The organism is Actinospineispora eucalypti, assembly GCF_039543365.1.
Lineage (GTDB): Bacteria > Actinomycetota > Actinomycetes > Mycobacteriales > Pseudonocardiaceae > Pseudonocardia > Pseudonocardia eucalypti.
The window spans coordinates 214,796-235,491 of the sequence record NZ_BAABJP010000051.1; the positions used below are offsets into that span (position 1 = coordinate 214,796).

19 protein-coding genes are annotated in these 20,696 nt (G+C 70.3%); 15 read left to right on the plus strand and 4 right to left on the minus strand.

Annotated features, from left to right (window positions below; translation table 11 throughout):
* From ABEB12_RS35700 to ABEB12_RS35745, 10 genes are all read left to right on the plus strand, one after another.
* Window positions 1–162, plus strand: coding sequence for a hypothetical protein (locus tag ABEB12_RS35700; RefSeq protein ID WP_185065220.1), 162 nt, complete (start codon window positions 1–3; stop codon window positions 160–162).
* Window positions 163–870: 708 nt separating this feature from the next.
* Window positions 871–1,512, plus strand: a complete 642-nt coding sequence (locus ABEB12_RS35705; RefSeq protein ID WP_185065221.1) for a hypothetical protein — start codon at window positions 871–873, stop codon at window positions 1,510–1,512.
* 155 nt (window positions 1,513–1,667) lie between these two features.
* Window positions 1,668–2,246 carry a hypothetical protein gene (locus ABEB12_RS35710; RefSeq protein WP_345703429.1) on the plus strand — a complete coding sequence of 193 codons (579 nt, stop codon included), beginning with the start codon at window positions 1,668–1,670 and terminating at the stop codon, window positions 2,244–2,246.
* A 464-nt stretch (window positions 2,247–2,710) separates the two neighbouring features.
* Window positions 2,711–4,078 carry a hypothetical protein gene (locus tag ABEB12_RS35715; protein ID WP_185065223.1) on the plus strand — a complete coding sequence of 456 codons (1,368 nt, stop codon included), beginning with the start codon at window positions 2,711–2,713 and terminating at the stop codon, window positions 4,076–4,078.
* Window positions 4,079–4,187: 109 nt separating this feature from the next.
* On the plus strand, window positions 4,188–5,303 hold the full coding sequence (locus ABEB12_RS35720; protein ID WP_185065224.1) for a PrgI family mobile element protein: 1,116 nt from the start codon (window positions 4,188–4,190) through the stop codon (window positions 5,301–5,303).
* Complete coding sequence (locus tag ABEB12_RS35725) at window positions 5,300–7,225, plus strand: TraG/VirB4 family ATPase (RefSeq protein WP_185065225.1); 1,926 nt, start codon at window positions 5,300–5,302, stop codon at window positions 7,223–7,225. Before ABEB12_RS35720 ends, ABEB12_RS35725 begins: the two co-directional genes overlap by 4 nt.
* Window positions 7,222–8,679, plus strand: coding sequence for an NlpC/P60 family protein (locus ABEB12_RS35730; RefSeq protein ID WP_185065226.1), 1,458 nt, complete (start codon window positions 7,222–7,224; stop codon window positions 8,677–8,679). The genes ABEB12_RS35725 and ABEB12_RS35730 overlap by 4 nt, the downstream gene beginning before the upstream one ends.
* Window positions 8,615–9,406 carry a DUF4118 domain-containing protein gene (locus tag ABEB12_RS35735; protein ID WP_185065227.1) on the plus strand — a complete coding sequence of 264 codons (792 nt, stop codon included), beginning with the start codon at window positions 8,615–8,617 and terminating at the stop codon, window positions 9,404–9,406. The genes ABEB12_RS35730 and ABEB12_RS35735 overlap by 65 nt, the downstream gene beginning before the upstream one ends.
* A gap of 98 nt (window positions 9,407–9,504) precedes the next feature.
* Window positions 9,505–11,418, plus strand: coding sequence for an amino acid permease (locus ABEB12_RS35740; RefSeq protein ID WP_185065228.1), 1,914 nt, complete (start codon window positions 9,505–9,507; stop codon window positions 11,416–11,418).
* Between the two features lie 464 nt (window positions 11,419–11,882).
* The gene (locus tag ABEB12_RS35745) at window positions 11,883–12,050 is read left to right on the plus strand and encodes a hypothetical protein (protein WP_185065229.1); all 168 of its coding nucleotides are present in this window, start codon (window positions 11,883–11,885) and stop codon (window positions 12,048–12,050) included.
* 245 nt (window positions 12,051–12,295) lie between these two features.
* Here the strand turns inward: ABEB12_RS35745 and ABEB12_RS35750 are convergent, their stop codons facing one another.
* Entirely contained in the window at window positions 12,296–12,739 is a 444-nt protein-coding gene (locus ABEB12_RS35750; RefSeq protein ID WP_345703430.1) for a hypothetical protein, read from the minus strand.
* A 328-nt stretch (window positions 12,740–13,067) separates the two neighbouring features.
* The gene (locus ABEB12_RS35755; protein WP_185065231.1) at window positions 13,068–13,235 is read right to left on the minus strand and encodes a hypothetical protein; all 168 of its coding nucleotides are present in this window, start codon (window positions 13,233–13,235) and stop codon (window positions 13,068–13,070) included.
* A 183-nt stretch (window positions 13,236–13,418) separates the two neighbouring features.
* On the opposite strand from ABEB12_RS35755, the gene ABEB12_RS35760 reads away from it, so the two are divergent.
* The 5 genes from ABEB12_RS35760 (at window position 13,419) to ABEB12_RS35780 (ending at window position 17,223) form a co-directional block, all read left to right on the plus strand.
* Window positions 13,419–13,817, plus strand: a complete 399-nt coding sequence (locus tag ABEB12_RS35760; protein WP_185065232.1) for an anti-sigma factor antagonist — start codon at window positions 13,419–13,421, stop codon at window positions 13,815–13,817.
* Window positions 13,818–13,907: 90 nt separating this feature from the next.
* Window positions 13,908–14,360, plus strand: a complete 453-nt coding sequence (locus tag ABEB12_RS35765) for an ATP-binding protein (RefSeq protein ID WP_185065233.1) — start codon at window positions 13,908–13,910, stop codon at window positions 14,358–14,360.
* Window positions 14,361–14,803: 443 nt separating this feature from the next.
* Entirely contained in the window at window positions 14,804–15,187 is a 384-nt protein-coding gene (locus ABEB12_RS35770) for an STAS domain-containing protein (protein WP_185065234.1), read from the plus strand.
* 607 nt (window positions 15,188–15,794) lie between these two features.
* Window positions 15,795–16,688, plus strand: coding sequence for a mechanosensitive ion channel family protein (locus ABEB12_RS35775; RefSeq protein WP_185065235.1), 894 nt, complete (start codon window positions 15,795–15,797; stop codon window positions 16,686–16,688).
* 157 nt (window positions 16,689–16,845) lie between these two features.
* A complete protein-coding gene (locus tag ABEB12_RS35780) occupies window positions 16,846–17,223 on the plus strand; it encodes a DUF6401 family natural product biosynthesis protein (RefSeq protein ID WP_185065236.1) in 378 nt (125 codons plus the stop codon).
* 556 nt (window positions 17,224–17,779) lie between these two features.
* On the opposite strand, the gene ABEB12_RS35785 is transcribed toward ABEB12_RS35780, so the two are convergent.
* Together ABEB12_RS35785 and ABEB12_RS35790 are read right to left on the minus strand one after the other, a co-directional pair.
* Window positions 17,780–18,184 (minus strand): hypothetical protein, encoded by a 405-nt coding sequence (locus ABEB12_RS35785; RefSeq protein WP_185065237.1) that lies wholly within the window; start codon window positions 18,182–18,184, stop codon window positions 17,780–17,782.
* Between the two features lie 998 nt (window positions 18,185–19,182).
* Window positions 19,183–20,640: an amino acid permease gene (locus tag ABEB12_RS35790; RefSeq protein ID WP_185065238.1), complete on the minus strand. Its 1,458-nt coding sequence runs from the start codon at window positions 20,638–20,640 to the stop codon at window positions 19,183–19,185.
* Window positions 20,641–20,696: the final 56 nt, after the last annotated feature.

Sequence of the window (20,696 nt, forward strand, 5' to 3'; positions counted from 1 at the left end):
GTGAGCCACCCCGACGCCTCGCACGCCACCCGCGCAACCGTGAAGTCGGGGCACTCCGACGCCCCGCCCCCCGACCCCGCCGACCCCGCCGACCCCGGCGAGCTGGCCGGCACCGTCGACACGCTCGCCACCAGCGCGGCACCCGCAACCCCAGAGGCGTAAATACGGTGCGCCACGGAAAACACCCATCCGGCGATGAGCGGCAATACAACGGTAAACGAGATCGGCGCCCACAAGCGGAAGCCGGGACGCTTCCATTGCGGCCGATCAAAGCATCGGATCACGACAGTTCCTTTCGGAAGATGCAACCCAAGAAAGGGGCTCAGGCGCGGTGTGCGCGTGCGGCTAGAGAGAAGCGACCGTGTCGCGGGACGGGCGACTTGTGGTGAGCGAGTCATTTCTAGACCGGCGCCTAATGCAGATGGAATGCACGCAACCGCCCCCGCCCGGCGACACGAACGGGTGACAGGGTGTGCCTGCAATGCAGAAGTAATGCAGCAGCAATGCAGCACCCTTTGACCAGGCGCAACGCTGCGCGCCCGGCCGGCGGCACGAGTCACGGGGCGGCCGGCCAGCCTCGTCGGCGGGCACGTCGGCGCCGGCGCTGCATTCCATCTGCATTGCATCTGCATTAGTGCGGCAGTCAGCCACTCGATCAGGCGGCGGTCGGGTCGGGTTCGCTGCATGCGAACTGCATTAGCGGGTGTGGCTTCCTATCGGCGTTCACGTCCCACCCGGACTCCCGCCGAGGAGGCGCATTTCATGACCGCGAGCGCAGGACACAGCAATCCCGACAATCTCGACAATGGTGATCTGTATGAGGTCGCGACGGTATTCGAGACGTTGGAATCAGCGTTTTGGTGGGTTTCTGTGGGGCCGTTGCCGGTGACCGTGCACCCGCACGGGTTCACCGATCTGCCGGACCGGCCGTTGTCGCTGCACCAGCTTCGGGTACGGCTGGCCAGCCCCACCGTGAGCGCGGCCAGCCGCGCGGCGATCTGGTCCTACCTGGTCGCCCGGGCCCGCACCCCGGGTGCGCGGCAACCGGACTGGACCATCGCCGCCGCCGGGATCGCGCTGCCCGACCTGGTGCGCATGGTGGCCACCCTGTTTCACCGGCCGGCCGGGCGGGCGTCTGACATCGGGGACCTGGAGGCGGCCGCGCTCGGCGGGTTCTACGCCGAGCTACGCCGCACCGACCTGGAGGACACCCACGACCCGCGGATCCGGCGACGGCTGCTCATGGCCGCCTACCGCGCCGCCCGCACCCTGCGCGACACCACCAACACCCCCACCAACAGCACCGGCACCGCCACCAGCACCGGCACCGGCACCGGCACGGGTACCGGGACTGTCGTGAGCACGGGCGCTCCGCACGCCGCGCCGGGTAGCGGGCGGGGCGGGAGTGGGTGGCCGGCGGCCCGCGCGGTTGAGCGCGACCGCCAGCGCGCACGCCTGGCCCGCGCCGCGCGTCGTCGCGGGCACGCGCGGGATGAGCAGGTGCGGCCATGACACCCAGAAAGCCCAACACCGTGGGCCATGTCCGCACCGCGGCCATCACCGCACAACCCGCCACACCTGCGGCCACCAGGGCAAACATGGCCGTCAACATGGCCGCGGACATGGCCACACACCGTGTGGGCAACACGGTGGACAGCGCGCCGGACATGGCCGCGGTCACCGTGGCGAGCACAAGCCGGGAACCGGCCAGCACCACCACCAGCGCCGGGCATACGGCCGCTGCCGTGGCCACCGGCCACGGACCGGCCACGACCAGGGGCGCCACGGTGAGCGTGTCGTCGCGCGTCGTCGCGGTGGTCGGTCTGCTGGTGGGGCTGGGCTGGTGCCTGCCGGCGCCCGCCACCGGGCAACCCGTCGTTCACGTCGCCGCCATCGTCTCGGCCGTTCGGTTCGCGGTGGTCAGTGCCTGGCGGCCGGCACAGGCACTCGGCGCGGTGGTGCTCGCCGCACCCGGCGACCGGGGCGAGCTGCCCGGTTCGCAGATCACCCTCGAACAGTTCGCCGAGAACGTGCAGTGGCTCATCGTCGGCTTTCTGGCGACGTTGACCATCACCTTTTTCATGATCGGGTTCGTGCGCATGATCGCGGCCCGCGGGCACAGCGAGGAGTACGGCAAGGCGAAAGAGTCGCTGAAGTCAGCGCTGTACGGGTTCCTCGGCGTGATGCTCACCCCGGCACTGTTCGGCGCCCTGCAAAGCCTGTTCACGTCGCGGGGTGGGCGGTGAACCTCATGCCACGCTCACACACCCAACACGCCCCCCACGCGCCCGGCCGCGGCGTGGCCGTGTCGCCGGCCGGGGCGCCGCGCGGGTGGCTGGTCACCGCAGCGCTAGCCGTCGTCGCCGGGCTGCTCGCTGGTCTCGTCATGGTCATGTCCGGCCAGCCGGTGGCCACGTCCGAGAGGGTGGCTGGCCATGGCCACGCGGCCACTGCGGGCCGTGTTGTCGCTGGTAGCGGTGTTGTGGCCATGGCCGCTGCGGGTCACCCTGCCGGGTTCGGCGTACCCCGTCCGGCGCAACCACCACGCGAGCCGGGGCCCGGGTTCGGAGCGGAGGCGGTGTGCTCGCCCCCGGCATCCCCGCTCGCCCCGCCTGCGCCACCAGCGGCGCCGGGCGGCGCCCCAGCGGCGCCGAACAGCACGCAGGACCCTGGATGGGTCGACAAGGTTCTGACGAAGATCACCGGGTGGGTGACCGATCATGTGGTGCTGCCCGGGTTGGACCCGCTTTTGCGGCTGCTGTCTGGGGTGTTGTTGAACGCACCGGACCCGCGCTGCATGCCGGGGATGGTCGAGTTGTGGGGGCACACCCGGACCATCGCGGTCGCCCTGTACGGGCTGCTGATCACCGCCGCCGCGCTGATCGTGATGGGCCACCAAACCGTGCAAACCCGCTACAGCCTCCGGGATTTGGCGCCGCGGCTGGTGTTGGGGTTCGCCGCCGCGAACCTCTCGCTGTGGATCATCGGGCTCGCGGTCGGGTTCGGTAACGCCCTGACTACAAGTGTGCTCGGCACGGCCGACACCAGCGCAGCGCAGACAGCGTTGCGGGAGTTGATCGGCGCCGGGATGCGCGACCAACAGGCCGGCGCCTGGATGATCTTCGTCACCGCCGCGTTCGTCGTGGTGGTGGTGCTGGTGTTGATCGGCTACGTGCAGCGCCTCGCCCTGCTGGCGATCCTCACCGTGGCCGCGCCGCTGGCGTTGGCGTGTCACGCCCTGCCCGGGTTGGACCGGTTGGCGGCGTGGTGGTGGCGGGCGTTCGCCGCCCTGTTGGGCGCCCAGTTCGCCCAAGCCCTCACGCTGGTGGTGGCGTTGAAGATCTTCCTTGCCCCGGGCGCGGTGGCCGGGTCCGGGGTGCTGGCCGAGCAGGACATGCGGGTGTTCCTCGCGCTCGGGGTGGTCGTGCTCATGGCGATCATCCCGATCCGGGTCATGAGCGCGGCCAAGCTCAGCCAGGGCAGCTCGATTCTGTCCTCGGTGGTGCGCACCGTGCTCATGATCAAAACCCTGGGGGCGGTCAAAGCCGGGCGCGCCGCGACGGGGGCCGGTGGCCGCACCGCCGCCGGGCGGACACGGCCTCGGGTGCCCAGGCACCCGGGCATCGGACCGCGGCACTGGCCCTACGCGGCAGCCACCGGCCCGGCCGGGCGCGGTCTCGCCGCCGCCCGCCAGGCACACCGCGCCCAGGCGCCCGGCCAGCCGCGGCCCGCGCCGGGACGGCTCCGGCCGCCCGGCCAGCCGGCGGCACCGCCCGGCATGCCGCACACCTTGCGTCTACCCAGGCCCGGGGCGCAGCCACCGCCGCCCGGGGTGGACACCCGCGCGGCCGGCGGTCGTGCCAGCAACGACGCCCGCCCGAACCCGCGCCCCCTGGTCACCAGGGCGCCGGGGACCAGCGGGCCACGCCCGGCACCGCCGCCGACCGTGACGCCACGACCCGCGGTCAGGCGAACCGACGCCCCGCCGCGTGCCGGGGGACGCACCACCCCGCCCCGGGCACGCCCGGCGGTCTCGCCGAGGCCGCCTCACCCCTCCGGGCGGCGCCGCCCGCGCTAGCCACCACCCGGCCCGCCCTGCCCTGGCTGCTCTGTCTGGACGCCCGCATTGCCGGCGCGCGTCCAGGCAGCGGCCCCCACCCGTGCGACCAGCTCTGTGAGGTGCCCCGATGGATCAACGTTCTGAGCCTGTCCCGATCCCCGCGAACATCGATTTGGAAGACAAGATCGTCGCTGATCTGAACGGCCGGCAGGTGATCATCCTGTTGGGCGCGGTCATCCTGCTCTACCTCGCCTACACCGCCACCCGCGACCTGTTGCCGTTGTGGGCGTTCGCGGTTGTGGCTGTGCCGGTGATCGTGGTGGCGCTCGCGTTGGCGCTGGTCCGCAGGGACGGGGTCACACTCGACCGCTACCTACTCGCCGCCGTGATCCACCTGACCACGACGCGCGCCCTTGCCGAGGCCAAGCCGGACACCCGGGCGGGCGCGGTTGAGGTGGGGCAGGCGGACCCGGGCCGGGTCGGGCGCGGCGGCTGGTGGACCCGGCTACGCCGCCCGTCCCGGCCGGTCACGCTCGCCGCCCGCGAAGTGGCCCAGGCCGGCGGGTTCGGGGTGGTCGACCTGGGCACGCACGGGATGGGCGCGGCCGCGGTGGTCTCTACCGTGTCGTGGTCGCTGCGCAGCGAGCACGAACAGGCCGCGCTGGTCGCCACGTTCGCGCGCTATCTGAACTCGCTGGCCACCCCGATGCATCTGCTGGTGCGGGCCACACCCTTGGACCTGTCCGGCCACATCGCCCGACTCGACACGTTCGCCACCACAACCGGGCACGTGCAGCCGGCGCTTGCGGCCGCCGCGGCCGATCATGCCGATCACCTTGCCCAGCTCGCCGCCGAGCACACCCTGTTGCGCCGACAGATCGTCCTCGTGTTCCGCGAGCCCAACCCGCCCACCCCGGCCACCAGCGCCGCCAGCCAGGCCCGCCGTGACCGGGCGGCGCTGAACCGGCTCGGCCGACAGCTCGCCGACGCCGCCGCGTTGCTCGCCCCCGCCGGGCTCGCCGTGACCGCGCTGGACGCCCACCAGGCCGAAGCGGTGCTCTACGCCGCGTGCCGCCCCCACCAGCCCACCACCGCACACCCCGGCGGCACTAACCCCGCCGAGCTGTACGGCGCCGGTCGGTACAGCGCCGAGCTGGACGGGGTGGGCGCGGTGGTGGCGGCCGGGCGTCCGCCGGGTGCCGACCACGGTGGGCACCCGTTGCTACCCGGGGAGCGGCAGTGATCCCCGAGTCGATCCTGCGGCGCCTTACCCGCCGGGCAGCCGCCGGGCCGGCGCCCGGCGCCGCGGCAGGCCCGATCGGGATGGCGCCCGGTGCGCTGCCCGCCGGGCCGGGCACGGCCGGCGCCCCGGCCGCTACCGGCACCACGGCCGGTCTGTTCACGCCCGACGGGCTCGCCCTGGGCGCCCGGGTGATCCGCGCCGGAGACGGCGTGATCTCCGTGCTCGCGGTCACCGGGTATCCGGCGATGGCCTACCCCGGTTGGCTGGCCCCGCTGCTCAACCATCCGGGCCGGCTGGACGTGAGCATGCACATCGGGCCGGTGGACCCGATCACCGCCGCGGAGCGGTTGAAACGCCGCCGGGCCCGGCTGGTCGCCGACCTCGACCACGACGCCCGCACCGGCCGCATCCCCGACCCCCTATGGGAAGCCGCCGACGACGGCGCGGCCGAACTCGCCGCACGCATCGCCCGCGCCGAAGCACGCCTCTACACGGTCGGGATCTACCTCGCCGTGCACGCCACCGACATCGAGGCCCTCGCCGATGAGGTGGAGGCGGTACGCCGGCTAGCTGCCTCGCTCATGCTCGACGTGCGCCCCGTGTCCTACCGGCAGCTCGACGGCTGGCAGGCGTGCCTGCCGTTCGCGCTGGAGCAGGTCCGGGTGCACCGGGTGATGGACACCGACCCAATCGCGGCCGCGTTCCCGTTCGCCTCCGACGAGCTACCCGGACCCGACCCGACCTCGGACGCCGCGCCGGACGGGGTGTTCCACGGGTTCGCCCTGGACACCAACGGCCTGATCTTCCACGACGAGTTCACCGCAGAGAACTACAACACCGTCATCCTCGGGCCGAGCGGGTTCGGGAAGTCGTATCTGAACAAGGCGACCCTGTTGCGGTCGCTGTATCGGGATGTCGCCGGCCACCGCATCCAAGCCATCGCGGTCGACCCCGAGGACGAATACACCCAGCTCACCCACGCCGTAGGCGGGGCGGTCGTACGGGTCGGCGCACCCGGTGTACGGATCAACCCGTTCGACCTGGGCCACGCCCAGCCCGACGCGCTGCGCCGCCGTGCCCTGTTCCTACACACGTTCGTCGCGGTACTACTCGACCGGGAGATCGACCCGTCCACCCGGGCGGTACTCGACGAGGCGATCACCCACACCTACAGCCGCGCCGGAATCACCGCCGACCCGGCCACCTGGGGGCGGCCGGCGTCGATCCTGGCCGATCTCGCCGCCACCCTCGCCGACCACCCCGACCCGGCCGGGCCGGAACTAGCAACTCAGCTGGGCCCCTACACCGTGGGGGCGTGGTCGGGCCTGTTCAACGGCCCGACCACGACCGAACCGGCCGGGCAGCTCGTGTCCTGGTCGCTGCGCGAGCTACCCGACGAACTACGCGGGCCGGCGACCCTGGTCGTGCTGGACCACATCTGGCGACAACTCGACAACCCCACCCAGCGCCGCCCGCGGATCGTGGTGATCGACGAGGCGTGGCGGTTCCTCACCCAGCCGATCGCGCAACAGTTCATCGCCGCGATGGTGCGCAGCAACCGCAAACGGTGGGGTGCGCTCCGGTTCATCACTCAGCACGTGGGCGACGCGTTGGCCAGCGAACTCGGCGCGGCGATCCTCACCAACGCCGCCACCACGATCTTGACCCGTCAGCAACCGCAAACCATCGATGAACTTGCCCGGGTCTACGCGCTCACCGCCGGAGAGCAAGCGTTCCTGCTGCGCGCGGGCGTGGGTGAGGCGCTGCTCATCACGGCCACCCGCCGGGTAGCCGTGCGGATCGTGGCCAGTCCGGTCGAAGATTCCTTGATCACCACAGACCCGGCGCAGCTCGCCGAGTACGGCAGCGGCGCCGAGCACCACACCCCGGCCGGCCCGCCCGACCACCCGTGGTCGCCATGATCGGGAAGATCGTCGCGATCGTGCTGATCCCCCTGGCCGGGTTCCTCGGGGTGGTCTCCGTGCTTGTGGTGTTGATCGGCTCGCTCAACCCGTTCAACAGCTCGACAAGCGACACCCCGGCGGGCGGGCCGGCCCCCGGGGTCCCCGGGCCGGTGGCGGACATCCCGGCCGACTACCTGACCCTCTACACCCAGGCGGCCGCGAACTGCCCAGGGCTGGACTGGTCGATCCTCGCCGCGATCGGCAAGATCGAGACGGACCACGGCCGGTCGAACCTCCCCGGGGTCCACTCCTCACAAAATGCGTCTGGCGCACGCGGGCCGATGCAGTTTCTCCAACCCACGTTCGACGCGGTCACCGCGAAACACCCCCTACCGGCCGGCGGTGCGTCCCCGCCGTCGCCGTACAACCCCAGCGACGCCGTCCACGCCGCCGCATTCCTACTCTGTGACAACGGCGCCCGCGACGGACGGAACCTGTCCGCCGCGATCTGGAACTACAATCACGACAACCGATACGTCGCCCAAGTACTCGAACAGGCACACCGCTACGCGGCCGCCGCGGCCAGCCCCCCACAGCAACCGGACCAGGCAGCGCCACCCGCGCCCGGCGCCGACCCGAGCACACCCGCCCCCGGCACGTCGCCCGCGGCCGCCGCCGCGATCGCGTACGCCCGCCAGCAGCTCGGCCTGCCGTACCAGTGGGGAGGCAACGGACCGGAGGCCGGGCAAGCCGGGTTCGACTGTTCCGGACTCACCCACGCTGCCTACCAGGCGGCCGGTATCGCCCTGCCCCGCACCGCCGACACCCAGTACCGCTCCGGACCAGTCCTCCCAACCGACCAAGGCCTACAGCCGGGCGACCTCGTGTTCTACCGTGCACCCGGCGCACCAAAGATCACTCATGTTGCCCTGTTCGCCGGCAACGGCAAGGTCGTGCACGCTCCCGACCGCGGCAAGCTCGTGGAAGAGGTGCCTCTCCCGACCAGGGACTACGTGGGCGCGACCCGGCCAGCGAAACAGGATTTATTGCATCAGGTGCAACGGCGTTCGGGGTCGAGCATGAGTGTCTCTGCTGGTAGAGCCAGTGCGCGACCGAGCCGCGTGCCGAGTGGAGAAGGGCCGACCAGGGACTTCTCAGTCGATGCAACGATGATGCGTCCGATACAACAGGTTTCTGGCGCTTCGAGCCCTCCTGTCGCCGGTGCCGGTATATCGCCCAGCCTGTGGGGACCGCAGCCACGCCGGATGGCCGACCGGTGGTGGTGTCACTGGGTGAGGGGTCCGCCACTGGGCCGGGAAATGTGCCGTCCGGGCGGGGTCCATGGATACGGGTTTTTAACGGTTGGTTGGGGCCCGGGTTGGGCCGGTGGGGCGCACACTGGGTGGTATGGGCGTGCAGGGTGGGAGCCTGGGTTTGTGGTCGACGGCCTACCGGCGGTGGGTTGTTGGTAGTGCGTTCCTGGGGCCGTTGGCGGTCTCGGCGGTGCTGAGCCTGTTTCGTGACAGTGTGGCGAATACCAACGCCGCGCTGGTTTTGGTGCTGGTGATCGTCGCGGCGGCCTCGACCGGGGTTCGGTCGGCTGGGCTGCTCGCGGCGTTATCGAGCGCGGCCTGGTTCGATTACTTCCTCACTGAGCCTTACGACCGGTTCGCGATCACCAAACGGGCCGACATCGAGACCGCGGTGCTGCTCATGCTGGTTGGCGCCGCGGTCACCGAGGTCGCGTTGTGGGGCCGCCGCCAGCAAGCCCGGGCCAGCCGGGAGCAGGGGTACCTGGACGGCGTGTTGAGGACGGCCGCCGCTGTCGGCGCTGGCCGGTCTTCGGTCGATACGTTGATCGGCCACGTTTGCGATCAGGTGGCGGATCTGCTTCAGGTCGACCGCTGCCGGTTCGATCCGGGCAACGGCTCGGCGCTGGCCAGCATCGACGAGGACGGAACCGTCAGCTACAACGGGCACCGCATCGATGTCGCCCGGCTCGGGTTGCCCACCGACACCGAGATCGCACTCGTGGCCCGAAGCCGGGGCGTGGTGCACGGCCGGTTCCTCCTCACCGCGGCCACGAGCGTGGTCCGGCCATCCCGTCAGCAATTGCGGGTCGCGGCCGCGCTCGCGGATCAGGTGGGCGCCGCGCTGGCCACCCACACCACCAACGCACCCGACACGATCGACCTGTAGCCGCGATCGAGCCGGTCACGCCGACGGAGCCGGGATGGGGGCGTTAAGAACCCGTCAAGAGATTGGCCGGGTGTGGGGCGGGTCGTCACGCTCTACCCGTGTTCGAGGTTGTCAAGCGATTACTGGTGGGCCGGCCGCTGCGCAGTGCCCGGCTCGGTGAGACGCTGCTGCCGAAACGGTTGGCGCTGCCGGTGTTCTGCAGCGACCCCATCTCGTCGGTGGCGTACGCGACCGAGCAGATCGTGCTGGCGCTCGCCGCCGGTGGGGTGGCGGCGCTGCGGCTGACCCCGTGGGTCGGTGTCGCGGTGGCCGCGCTGCTGATCGTGGTGGTCACCTCCTACCGGCAGACCTGCTACGCCTACCCCAACGGCGGTGGTGCGTTCGTGGTCAGCCGGGACAACCTCGGCGAGTCGGCGGCGCTGGTGGCCGCGAGCGCGCTGCTGGTCGACTACGTGATGACAGTGGCGGTGTCGATCGTGTCCGGGGTGGTCGCCATCACCTCCGCGCTGCGGTCGCTGGCACCCCACGCGGTCGCGTTGTCGGTCGCGTTCGTGCTGGTGCTCGCCCTGGCCAACCTGCGCGGCACCAAGGAATCCGGGCGGGTGTTCGCGGTACCCACCTACGGCTTCATCGGCCTCACCCTGCTGATGTTCCTCATCGGCGCCATCCGGGGCCTCGGCGGCACGCTGCCACCAGCCGAGACCGCCGCCCAGCCGCTGCCCCCGACCACCGCGTTCGGCGGCATATTCACCCTGCTCCTGCTGCTGCGCGCGTTCGCGTCCGGCTGCACCGCGCTGACCGGGGTGGAGGCGATCAGCAACGGGGTGCCCGCGTTCCGCAAACCCAAAAGCCGCAACGCGGCGCTCACCCTGAGCGCGATGGGCGCCATCGCGATCGTCATGTTCGGCGGGATCACCGCACTCGCCGTCACGCTGCACGCCCACGCCAACCCGGACGGCAACCCCTCGGTCATCTCCCAGATCGCGGGCAGCGTGTTCGGCGCCGGCTCACCACTGTTCTACCTGTACCAGGCCGCCACCGCCGCCATCCTGGTACTCGCCGCGAACACCGCGTTCAACGGCTTCCCGGTGCTGGCCTCGATCCTCGGCCGCAACCGCTACCTGCCCCGCCAGCTGCACAACCGGGGCGACCGGCTGGTGTTCTCCAACGGCATCCTGCTACTCGCCGCGGCCGCCGCCGCGCTGATCATCGGCTTCGACGCCAACATCGACAAGCTGATCCAGCTCTACATCCTCGGCGTGTTCACCAGCTTCACCCTCAGCCAGTTCGGCATGGTCAAACACTGGCACCGCGAGCTGGCCACCGGGCCAGACCCGCGCCAGCGTCGCCGCATCCGCCGCGCCCAAGCGACCAACCTGGTCGGCGCCCTCGTCACCGCCGTCGTGCTCGTCGTCGTGTTCGCCACCAAGATCGAGCACGGCGCCTGGCTCGCGGTCGCCGCGATGATCGTGCTGTTCTTCCTCATGCGCGCCATCAACCGCTACTACGCCCGAGTCAGCGCCGAGGTCGCACCAGACCAAACACCGCTCACCCTGCCCGCCAGCGTGCACGCCGTGGTCCTGATCTCCCGACTCCACAAACCCGCCCTACGCGCGCTCGCCTTCGCCAAAGCCACCCGCCCCGACGTCCTCGAAGCCCTCACCCTGGCCACCGACGACGAAGAAACCCGCGAACTACGGCGAACCTGGGAACAACACGAGATCACCGTGCCACTCAAAGTGCTCGAAGCCCCCTACCGCGACCTACTCCGACCACTACTCGACTACATCCGACGCCTCCGCCGAGACCAACCACGCGCGGTCATCGCCGTCTACATCCCCGAATACGTCACCACCCGCTGGTGGCAAACCCTGCTCCACAACCAAAGCGCCCTACGCATCAAAGCCCGCCTCCTGTTCACCCCCGGCGTCATCGTGATCAACGTCCCCTACCAACTCGGCGTCGCCAGCCAAGGCTGGCTCGGCAACGACCAACTCCGAACCACCCGCTAACCACCCACACAGCACCCTCGACAACGCGGCCGTAGCAGCAACGGCTACGTGCCACCTCCCCTCCGTCGGCGGCTAGCAGTGCGGACAGTGGCTCGTCAAGTGATCGGGCCTATGGCGATCATCGGATCGGGCTGCACCTAGGGGGATGGGCTGTGTCGGGGCGGGTTCGATGTCCCGATGATGGCCTGACGGCTGGAGTCCAGGCCGCCATTTTGGTTGACCGCATGTGAGAGCCGAGTCACACTCAGCTAGCTCAGACATCGCTCAGACATCCCGCGAGTCCGAAACCCGCAAGGTTCTCGTCTTCGTCACCAATCGCTACGCGCTCTGGCGACGTGTGCCAGCGGCGCGCCGTGTCCCAGTCTTTGGAGAGTGTCGTGTCTGAAACCTGCATCCGAGATGCCGATAACGCCGCCGCCGGAACCGAGTAGCACCGCGGGATCGGCGCCTCGGGCCGCTAACCCATGGTCGAGCGGCCGAACGCCTCCGATGCCGTCGGCGTGCAACACCCGGCACTGGGCGTCGTGGTGGTCGCGGTGCGGGGAGAGGTCGACCTGGTCAGCATCGGCGGGTTGGAGCAGGTGATCGCCGAACAGGTCCGCCGCCAACCGACCGGATCGTCATCGACCTGACGGAGGTTTGTTTCCTGGCCAGCCTAGGACTCGCGGTCCTGGTGAACGCGGCCAACCTGCCCCGATCTCCAGCTCGTGGCCAACGGGCCGATCATCCTGCGGTCGCTACAGGTCGCCGACCGCCCGAGATCACCGGCACAAACTACGTTCGGTTCAACCTGAGCAACGGTGAACTGTTCACGGGCTAGGTCGCGGCGTAGCAAATCGCTGTCTATATCGGGTGTCGCTGGCGATCTGGCCTTGGTCTAAGAGTTGGGGTTGATGCCCAGCCGTAAAAGGCCCCGGGTGCTGAACCGCTCGCAGTCCTCGGCAATGTAGCCGTGTCGGCAGCCGCTGCGATACTGCCGTTCGCCGCTGGTCATTGCTCGCTGCCCAGGCTCGCCCATGGCCATGTGATCGGAGTTGCCGCCGAGGTGGTGTCGCCCCCGATACTGATCCTGCTCATGGTCGTGGTGGGCGGGCTGGTCCGCCGCACCCTGCCCGCGCGGGCGGTGCCGTGAACCGGCGTGCCCGGCCGGGTCCTCCTCGTCGGTGTCCTGGAAATGTTCGTCGGCCTCGTCGCTCTCGTCCTCGCGGGTCTCGTCGTAGTCGAGAGGCACGCACACAAGGTCGCCGGGCTCGGCGCGGGTGAGGGCCTCCACGAGATCTTCATCGTCGTCGTCATCGTCCGCGCCGCTGGTGCAGTCCATCCCGCCAGCGGAACGCGGGGGGAGACCGCCCGCCAGCGACGGCGCGGCTCCCGGCACGCCCGCCCATGCCGGTGCGGCCACCCCAGCCACCGGCGCGAGCAGCGAAACGCCGAGCCCGGCCCCAGCGGCCATCCAACAGCGCCAGACGGGGGCAAGGGAGCGGGCGGGATCACTGTGGGCCATTCGCGTCGGCCTCCGTCATATGGGGAGCAAGAATGGGGCATAACCGGCACCGTGGAACAACCCGTCGCGGGAACGCCGATCCATCGCCAGGCGGCGCGGGACCGAGCGCGTGGACGGCACGCCGCCTGTCGCCGGGGGAACCGGGCTAGCCGGGCGCGCCGCTGGGATGCACGCCAGGCACTGGCAGGCCCGATCCGCCAGGCCCGCGGGATTGCGCGTTGCCGCTGCCGGTCTGGATGGCGTGGGCGAGTTCGGTGAGATGGCGCAGTCCGGGCCGGTCCAGCAGCCGCGCGACCACCACGGCGGCCGACACCCGCTCACGCTGTACTCGTCGGCCCTCCATGTGACGGTGAATACCCGGCCGACACGAAACGAAACACGACCGGGACGGAAAACGGGCTGGTGCCCAGGTTGTGAGGAGACACGTGCCGCTTCCTCGGCACAATCTTGAGCGACATTTCACCTCGTGATCCGCCCGCCCGACTATGGTCAGTTCATGTCGACCCACGAGGCGGACCCACCTTCCGGGGAGCAGCAGCTGCTCACTGTGGCTGTCCGCACCGTGCCCAGCCCGGATAGCCGGGGCGAAGCGGTCGTGGCCACCGTGCGCGGTGAGGTCGACATGTGGACCGCTCCGCGCCTGCAAGCGGCCCTGGACCGGGTGCTGCGGCGCGCGGCGGGCCGGCGCGTGGTGGTCGACCTGCTGGGGGTGACCTTCCTCGATTCGGCCGGCTTGGCCGCGCTGGTGGCCGCGACCCGCCACGCCGAGCAGCGACACGGGCCCCTGCGGATCGTGGTCGATCACAACCGCCCGGTGGTCCGCCCGATCCAGATCACCGACCTCCATGACGTGCTCATGCTGTGCCACACCCTCGAGCAGGCACTCACTCTCTGACCACAACCGGGGTTACCGTGAGTGAAAGCCGGGTACCCCACAGACACGGCAGATCGCCGAGAGTGATCGGTTGTGGGGGGTGCGGCGGGAATGGCAGCACAGTTCACGCGGGTAATGCGGGCGCAACCGGAGACACCATCGACGCTGCGCCGGGCGTTCCGGGAATGGTTGCGCGCGCTGCGCTGGCCCGCCGAGGAAGCCGACGACCTGATCCTTGCCCTGAACGAGGCGGCGGCCAACGTGGTCGAGCACGCCTACACCCAGCTGCATCGCAAGCGATACCGCCTGGTGCGGGTCTCCGCCGAATGCGTGCCCAGCCCGCTGGGGCCGCGGATACGCATCGAGGTCGCCGACGCCGGCCAGTGGCGGCCCCCGCCCGCCGACCCGGGCTACCGAGGGCGAGGACTTCGGCTGATGCGGGCCTGCACCGATTCGCTGGCCATCGACACCACGGCGTCCGGCACCCGGGTCACCATGACTAGCCGCCCCGCCCCGCTACCGCACCCGGTGAGCGCGCACCAGCTGTACGCCCAATCCACCTGACCGTTTTGCCGTAACACGTGGCTACAGGGAAGCCGCGACACGCATGATGCTGTTCCGTCGGTTTGCCCCTTTGCCCCGGCGGCATATCGGGTTCACATTTCTAGCGGCCACGAATACTTTTAATAGTCGCGAATATGCAGCGGGGGATTTGACGCGGCCGATTGTGGGCATTCGAAACATGAACACCGTCATGCTTGCCAGCGCGACCGTATTGGACTCATCGTGCTGGGCGTTGGCGCACGGGTGCTCATGACGGCCTGGACGGCCCGGACGAGGCGGCGCGAAGATCTCGGCGCCGACGACGGACCTGGCACCGCACGGACACCCGATCGACGCTCCGACCGGGCGGCTCCTTGCTCGTGGGAAAACCGACCCTGGCTCGCTCGGGTTTGCTGGTCTAATGCTCGGCTCGCGGCTCGTATCGGCGGGTTAGGCTGCTTGTCATGTCCGAGCACGCTGAGGTGCGGCGTCCTCCGTCCGGAGAGCCTCCGCTCACCGTTGAGATGCGCGCGCAACGCGGCGCGATCGTGGTGGCGGTGCGCGGTGCGGTCGACACGTTGACCGCACCGCGATTTTCCGCGGCGATGAACGGTGCGCTGCACGCCGCGGCGGCCCGCCGCGTGGTCGTCGATCTGCGCGGGGTGACGCACCTGGGCTCAGCCGGTCTGACTGCACTAGACCACGCCGCGCGGCAAGCCAAACGGCGACGCGAACCCCTGCGCATCGTGGTCGAACACAACCAATGCGTCCGGCCCCCGATCCAGATCACCGAACGCGACGAGGTGCTCATCGTGTGCCACGACCTCGACGAAGCGCTCACCATCTGACGGCGCCTGGATCGCAACGCGGCCCGCCGCAAGCCCGAACCCCCCGGCGCACCTGAAGGTCACAGAACCCCCAGGGGCGCGGGGGCGACGGAGCCTGAACCAGCTCGGCTGAGCCGGCAATGCGCCTGCACAGGAAAAAGGAGGGGCCGGCCCAGCGAAATGGCCAGGCCGGCCCACTCAGAGGGAATGAACCTGTCTCCAGAATGATGTCAACCGAAACAGCGCGGTGACCACCTCCTTCTCGACGGTTACTCGACCTCCTACAATCCTTCGTTCCCTTACCGTCGCGCCGCCGTTGCGGCGCTTCCGTATCGCTCTTTCCGACTGACGGCGCATTTTTTAGCACCCGCACGTGCCACCGTCAACCCCCTTTCTTGCCCGCTCCGGGGCTCCACGGCGAGCGGTGATCGTGCCGCGCCGAATGGGCGCCAAGGCGTAAGAGCGCCGACGTGTCCGCCTGATCAGACCCGACCCCGCGCAGGTGCGCCGGTCGGGGTCTGTCGCCGCGAGGCGTCGCCCGCGTGTTCGGCATGTGTAGCGGCCATCACAGCGGGTATCCGTCGGCTAAGAGCGTTTTACTCACGTCTGGCGTGAAGGGACTTCTGTGATGGTGCGGCTACTTGCTCAACCCCCCGCCCCACCGCCCGATACCGGCGGTGGGTTCAACGTCCTGCAAAGCCTGCAGAGCGCGTTCACCACGTTCGTCAACTACCTGCCCCAGATCCTCGGGGCGATCGTGGTCCTGGTGGTCGGCTACATCATCGCCAAGATCTTGAACGTGGTGATCACCAAGCTGTTGCGCCGGGCCAAGCTGGACCGCCGGCTAACCTCCCCGTCGGGGGGGCGGTTCGTGGAAAAGGTCAGCCCGGGCGGCAGCCCCGCTCGGCTGGTCGGTGGCGTGGTGTTCTGGGTGATCATGTTGTTCGTGATCTCCTCGGCGATCAGCACGCTGAGCATCCCGGCGCTGACCGGGTTCATGAACCAGGTGTTGAGCTACCTGCCCAACGTGCTGGCCGCTCTGCTGATTTTCCTGGTGGCGGTCGCGGTGGCCGGCGCGATCAGCGGCCTGGCCCACCGCACGATGGGTGACACCCCGACCGGCAGCATGGTGCGCACCGCCGCCCCGGCGCTGGTGATGGCGATCGCCGTGTTCATGATCCTCACCCAGCTGGGGATCGCCCCTGTGATCGTGACCACCACCTATATCGCCCTGGTCGGCGCCCTCGCCCTGGGCTCGGCGCTGGCGTTCGGCCTGGGCGGGCGCGAGGTGGCCGCGGAGATCATCCACACCGGCTACCGCAAGGCACAGCAGCAGGCCGACACCGTGCGCCAGGACGCCCAACTCGCCCGGGAACGCGGCCAACGCGACGCCGAACGCGCCCACCCGCGCGCCGAGACCCCGCAACACGGAACCGACCGGCCCCCGGACGAACCGGCGACACCGGCCCCGCCAGGGCCGGCCCAGCAGCCCTCCAGCGGGGGGCCCGGCCTGGCGCCCTAACCTTCCCTCGGGGCATCCCCGCACTGCCTTATCGCAGCCAGGACGTGCCGCGACCTGGGCGGTCGGCGGCCCCGACGCCCGGTCCGTCAAACCCGCCGGGTGAGGGCTGAGCGGGCGCGCAGGCCGTCGAACCGCAGGGTTGGGTAGCATCGCGCGCGTGTCTGCCGGTCCTGAGGTTTTCACCCATTTCTCCGCGCGGCGGTGGCTCAACCGGCTCCACCACGAGGTGGGCGCCGCCGGGCTGACCGCCGCAGCGGCGGTACCTGGCTTGTCCGCCGTACTCGACCAACATGCCGCCGCGGTACGCGACGCCACCACACTCGGGCTGGAAGCGGCCGCGGTCGCCGGGGTGGTCCTGCTAGCCAGCTACGGCCACGCCGTGCTCACCCACGCCCGCGAACACGGCTGGCAACCACCACACCCCCACCCGAGCCGCTGGCGCGCCGCCGACTGGACCAGCCTGCGCCTGACCGCGGTATGCGCGCTCGCCCGCACACCCAACACCTCACCAGCCCTCCCGCGGCTTAACCCGTAAATCCGGCGCGACCCGCGCGGCACAGCGAGGGCCGGCCGAGCCCGCGCCATGAAACGCCTGCCCACTTCCACGCCCAGCGCACGCCGACCAACACCCGGTCAAATCCTCGACGGTCGGCTCACCCTGTCTCGTCGGCCAAGGAATCGGTGAGGTATCTGCGCACCGTGCAAGAGACATGCTCGCTGGTCGCCGCGAGGGAGGCGAGGCGACGGGCCAGCTCGGTATCGCCGTACTCGGCCGCGAGGGCGGACTGGGAGAAGCCCTCGTGTACGTGCCATTCGCTCAGGTACCGATGCGCGATCGCACCCAGCACGGCGCCGACGCCCGGGTACGGTGGGCCGGACGCGCTGGTGAGTGCCCGGCCGGATTGCCGCGCGACGTTTCCGACGGGAGCAACCGGCGCAGATGCGCGTCGTGCGGCGATGGACACTCGCACCCAGCCACACGGGGGGCGGGCACCCGACGCCGGTGTTAGCGGGCCAGGCCGCAGCCTGGTGCATCGCTGCCTGACAACCCGGCATCACTGGTGGCCGTGTCGCCCTGAGCGCGGGAAAGCTCAGCGGCGCGTTTGCATCCCCGCGTCGCGGTAGATGAGACCGCCGTCCGGGAGCCGAATGCAGTTGATCCACCGCGCGACGCCCACTTCCTCGGTTTCGAGTGCCTCGCGCCACTCGCGCACGATTTCCTCTTGGCCCTGGGCGACCCACAATCGTCCCCCGTGGGTGAAGATCAGCCCACACGCGATCAAGGTTCCCGCCATGATCAGCTTCTGGAATCCGGGCAGGACGTGGAAGTAGGCGAGGGCGACCAGCACGCACGCGCTCAGTGCGGCGAGCGTGCTCGACAACCGTTCCCGGCGCATGTCACGGCGCACGCCCGCTTCGACGGCGGCAAGCCGGGAGCGTGCGTGCCAGTACAACCACCGCTCCATCCACGCGCGGGCAGGGCTATCGGCGATCACGGGGCGAGATGGACACGGCGTGTCCCCGCCGCACCGATCTCGAAGGCCGACCCATCCCCACCCCTGTTGTCGATCGTGCCGCGTCTGGATGCGCGTCGCGGCGTTGGTCGAGTAGACGCTACTCGCCGGGCAACGCCGCCGCGGGCGATTTGACCTTGAACGCTTCCCCTTGCGCGACGCGCCGTCGGGGATAGCGCCCCGGCGATGACACCGTGTCCGGCGCGGCTCACGCACCCAGACCCTCGACAGGTCGAGAGGCCAGCATGCCGCCGGTCATGCCGCGGCGGACTCGCTGTCAGTGAATTCGATATGCACGGTGGCTCCGGTGTCACCGGCGATGTGCCGTCAAGCTCGGCTAACGCCGCGCCTGGGCCTGGGCCTCCGGCGCGTACCGGGTTTCGATCACGGTTTCCGCCCACATACGGACCCAGACATCGATGAACATGCCTGTCCGGCTTAAGGCTGGTCAAAGTTGTCGTACCGGTCTGGCACTCTGCTCAGCGCGCTTCTCCTTGACGATCAACGGAGGTGGCGATGGGCCGGGTCCAGGTGATACGTCAGCGTGCCCGTGTCGAGTCCGGCCGCTGAAATGGCGTTCGCCGCGATCCACCCTGACGCCTGACGCCGGCCGCATCGACGCCACCTTGAGGGATTTGGGATGCGGGTTGTCCTGGGCGGCGGTGTACAAGGTCCGGCCTCGGGTCGCGCTGCGTGCCCGAGCCGGCCGCTGGGAGCGCTGGCGGGCCGGCTGATGGCGGAGCGTCGTCCGGCCTCTCGGCTGGGGGCGACGCCTCGGCCGCGGCACTTCCTCCCGCCAGCGGAGCGCCCGCGGGACCGAGTGTTGACGGTGTGGCGTCGAATAATGGGCGCGCGTCGGTGGCCGCGCTGGTTTCCGGCTTGGATGGGGTGACGCCTGGCGCTTTGCTGCCGACGAGCGGTGGGTATCCGTCGGAGAAGGTCCAGTAGCCCGTATCCGTGGCACCGCTGAGAGGCGGTGGTCACGCTGCCGGTTCTGTCTCGGTTTCTGCGTTGGCGACGGCGTCGCGCACGCCGCGGGGACGTCCGGCGCGCACCCACGCCCAGTACAGCCCGGCCGCCAGCGCGAGCGCGGCGGTCAGCGACACCACGGCGTCCGGGCGGGTCAGGTTGACCGCCAGGGTGAACACGACCGCGAGCGCGCCGAGCAGGTTCAGCGCCAGCTGTGACCAGGACCTTGCCGTGAGGGAGAAGCGGGCCATGGCGCACAGCCCGGCGAGGAAGCTGACGAACACCGACACCGCGTAGAACAACACCAGTTCCTGGTCGAGGCCGCCGGCGGCGACCACGACAGCCGCCGAAGTGAGGGCGAAGACCACCACACCCCAGTAGGGGGTGTGGTGGTGGTTGGTGCGCCCGAGCCAGCCGGGCAGGATGCCGCTGTGGTGCCCGTCGCGGTGGCGGTACCGGGCCAGTGCATTGAGCAGGCCGGGACCGGCGGCGAACGAGGAGCTGGCCGCGGACAGCAGCAGCATCGCGGTGACCAGTTGAAAGGCGGCGAACACGCCGTAGGGGGCGACCGCGCGGGCCAGCTCGGCGATCTGGGTGCTCTCGGCGGTGGGCACGCCGATGCCCAGGCGGGCCGCCTCGGCGGCCAGCCCAAGGGTGAGCGTGGCGACGATGAGCAGGGTCGCCCACAAGGTGACCCGCCCGAACCGCCGCCGTCCCGGGTCGTCGAGCTGGCCGAGCTGCGCGATCGCCGAGGACGGCGCCTCCACACCGGTGGCCAGCGCCATCGCCACCGGGAAAGCCAGCGCTACCGCCAGCACCGGGCCGTGCGACGCGACGCCAGCCGCGGTCGCGGGGATGGCGGGCTGCGCGCTGGAGTGGGCGGTGGGGTGGGCGGTCGCGCCAAACACCAGCACCGCCGCGGCCAGCACCACAAACCCCGTGGTGAGCAGCGCGAACACCGCCCGACCGACATGCCCGAACCAGGTGCCGGCGGCCACCACGGCCACCAACCCGAGCGCCAGCACGACCCGCCAGCCGGCCAGCGCCGGTAGATAGGCGATCAGCGCTGACGCGCCAGCGGCGCAGGAGATGGCGATGGTCAAGGTGAAGTCCACGATCAACGCCCCAATCGGCACGAACGCGACACCCTCACCGAACGCCTCCCCCGTCGCGGCCGCCGCCCCACCCCCGCGCGGATAGCGGCCCACGATCTGCAGGTAGTTCGCCACCACCACCGCGATCACCGCCACCACCAGCCCCATCGTGGGCACCAGCAGCGCCAGCTCACCACCCAACGCACGCAGCGCCGCCTCGATGGCATACGCAACCGACGAGACCGGATCGGCCATCACCGCGAACGCGAAAGCGAACAACAACACCGGACGGGAATGCAACCCCCGCCCCCAAACCCCGACCACCGCCCCGCCGCCGGTGGCGCGGTCCGGGCGACGATCATGCCTGGTGCTCATCGGCTCGGCCTTCCACACGCACAACAACCCCGACGCCGACCAGACTTCCCGGCACA

Coding starts and splice junctions, on each gene's coding strand:
- ABEB12_RS35710 (WP_345703429.1), top strand. CDS start 1,668: ATGGCCGCGGTCACCGTGGCGAGCACAAGCCGGGAACCGGCCAGCACC.
- ABEB12_RS35720 (WP_185065224.1), top strand. CDS start 4,188: ATGGATCAACGTTCTGAGCCTGTCCCGATCCCCGCGAACATCGATTTG.
- ABEB12_RS35730 (WP_185065226.1), top strand. CDS start 7,222: ATGATCGGGAAGATCGTCGCGATCGTGCTGATCCCCCTGGCCGGGTTC.
- ABEB12_RS35735 (WP_185065227.1), top strand. CDS start 8,615: ATGGGCGTGCAGGGTGGGAGCCTGGGTTTGTGGTCGACGGCCTACCGG.
- ABEB12_RS35745 (WP_185065229.1), top strand. CDS start 11,883: ATGGTCGAGCGGCCGAACGCCTCCGATGCCGTCGGCGTGCAACACCCG.
- ABEB12_RS35750 (WP_345703430.1), bottom strand. CDS start 12,739: ATGGACTGCACCAGCGGCGCGGACGATGACGACGACGATGAAGATCTC.
- ABEB12_RS35760 (WP_185065232.1), top strand. CDS start 13,419: ATGTCGACCCACGAGGCGGACCCACCTTCCGGGGAGCAGCAGCTGCTC.
- ABEB12_RS35765 (WP_185065233.1), top strand. CDS start 13,908: ATGGCAGCACAGTTCACGCGGGTAATGCGGGCGCAACCGGAGACACCA.
- ABEB12_RS35770 (WP_185065234.1), top strand. CDS start 14,804: ATGTCCGAGCACGCTGAGGTGCGGCGTCCTCCGTCCGGAGAGCCTCCG.
- ABEB12_RS35775 (WP_185065235.1), top strand. CDS start 15,795: ATGGTGCGGCTACTTGCTCAACCCCCCGCCCCACCGCCCGATACCGGC.
- ABEB12_RS35790 (WP_185065238.1), bottom strand. CDS start 20,640: ATGAGCACCAGGCATGATCGTCGCCCGGACCGCGCCACCGGCGGCGGG.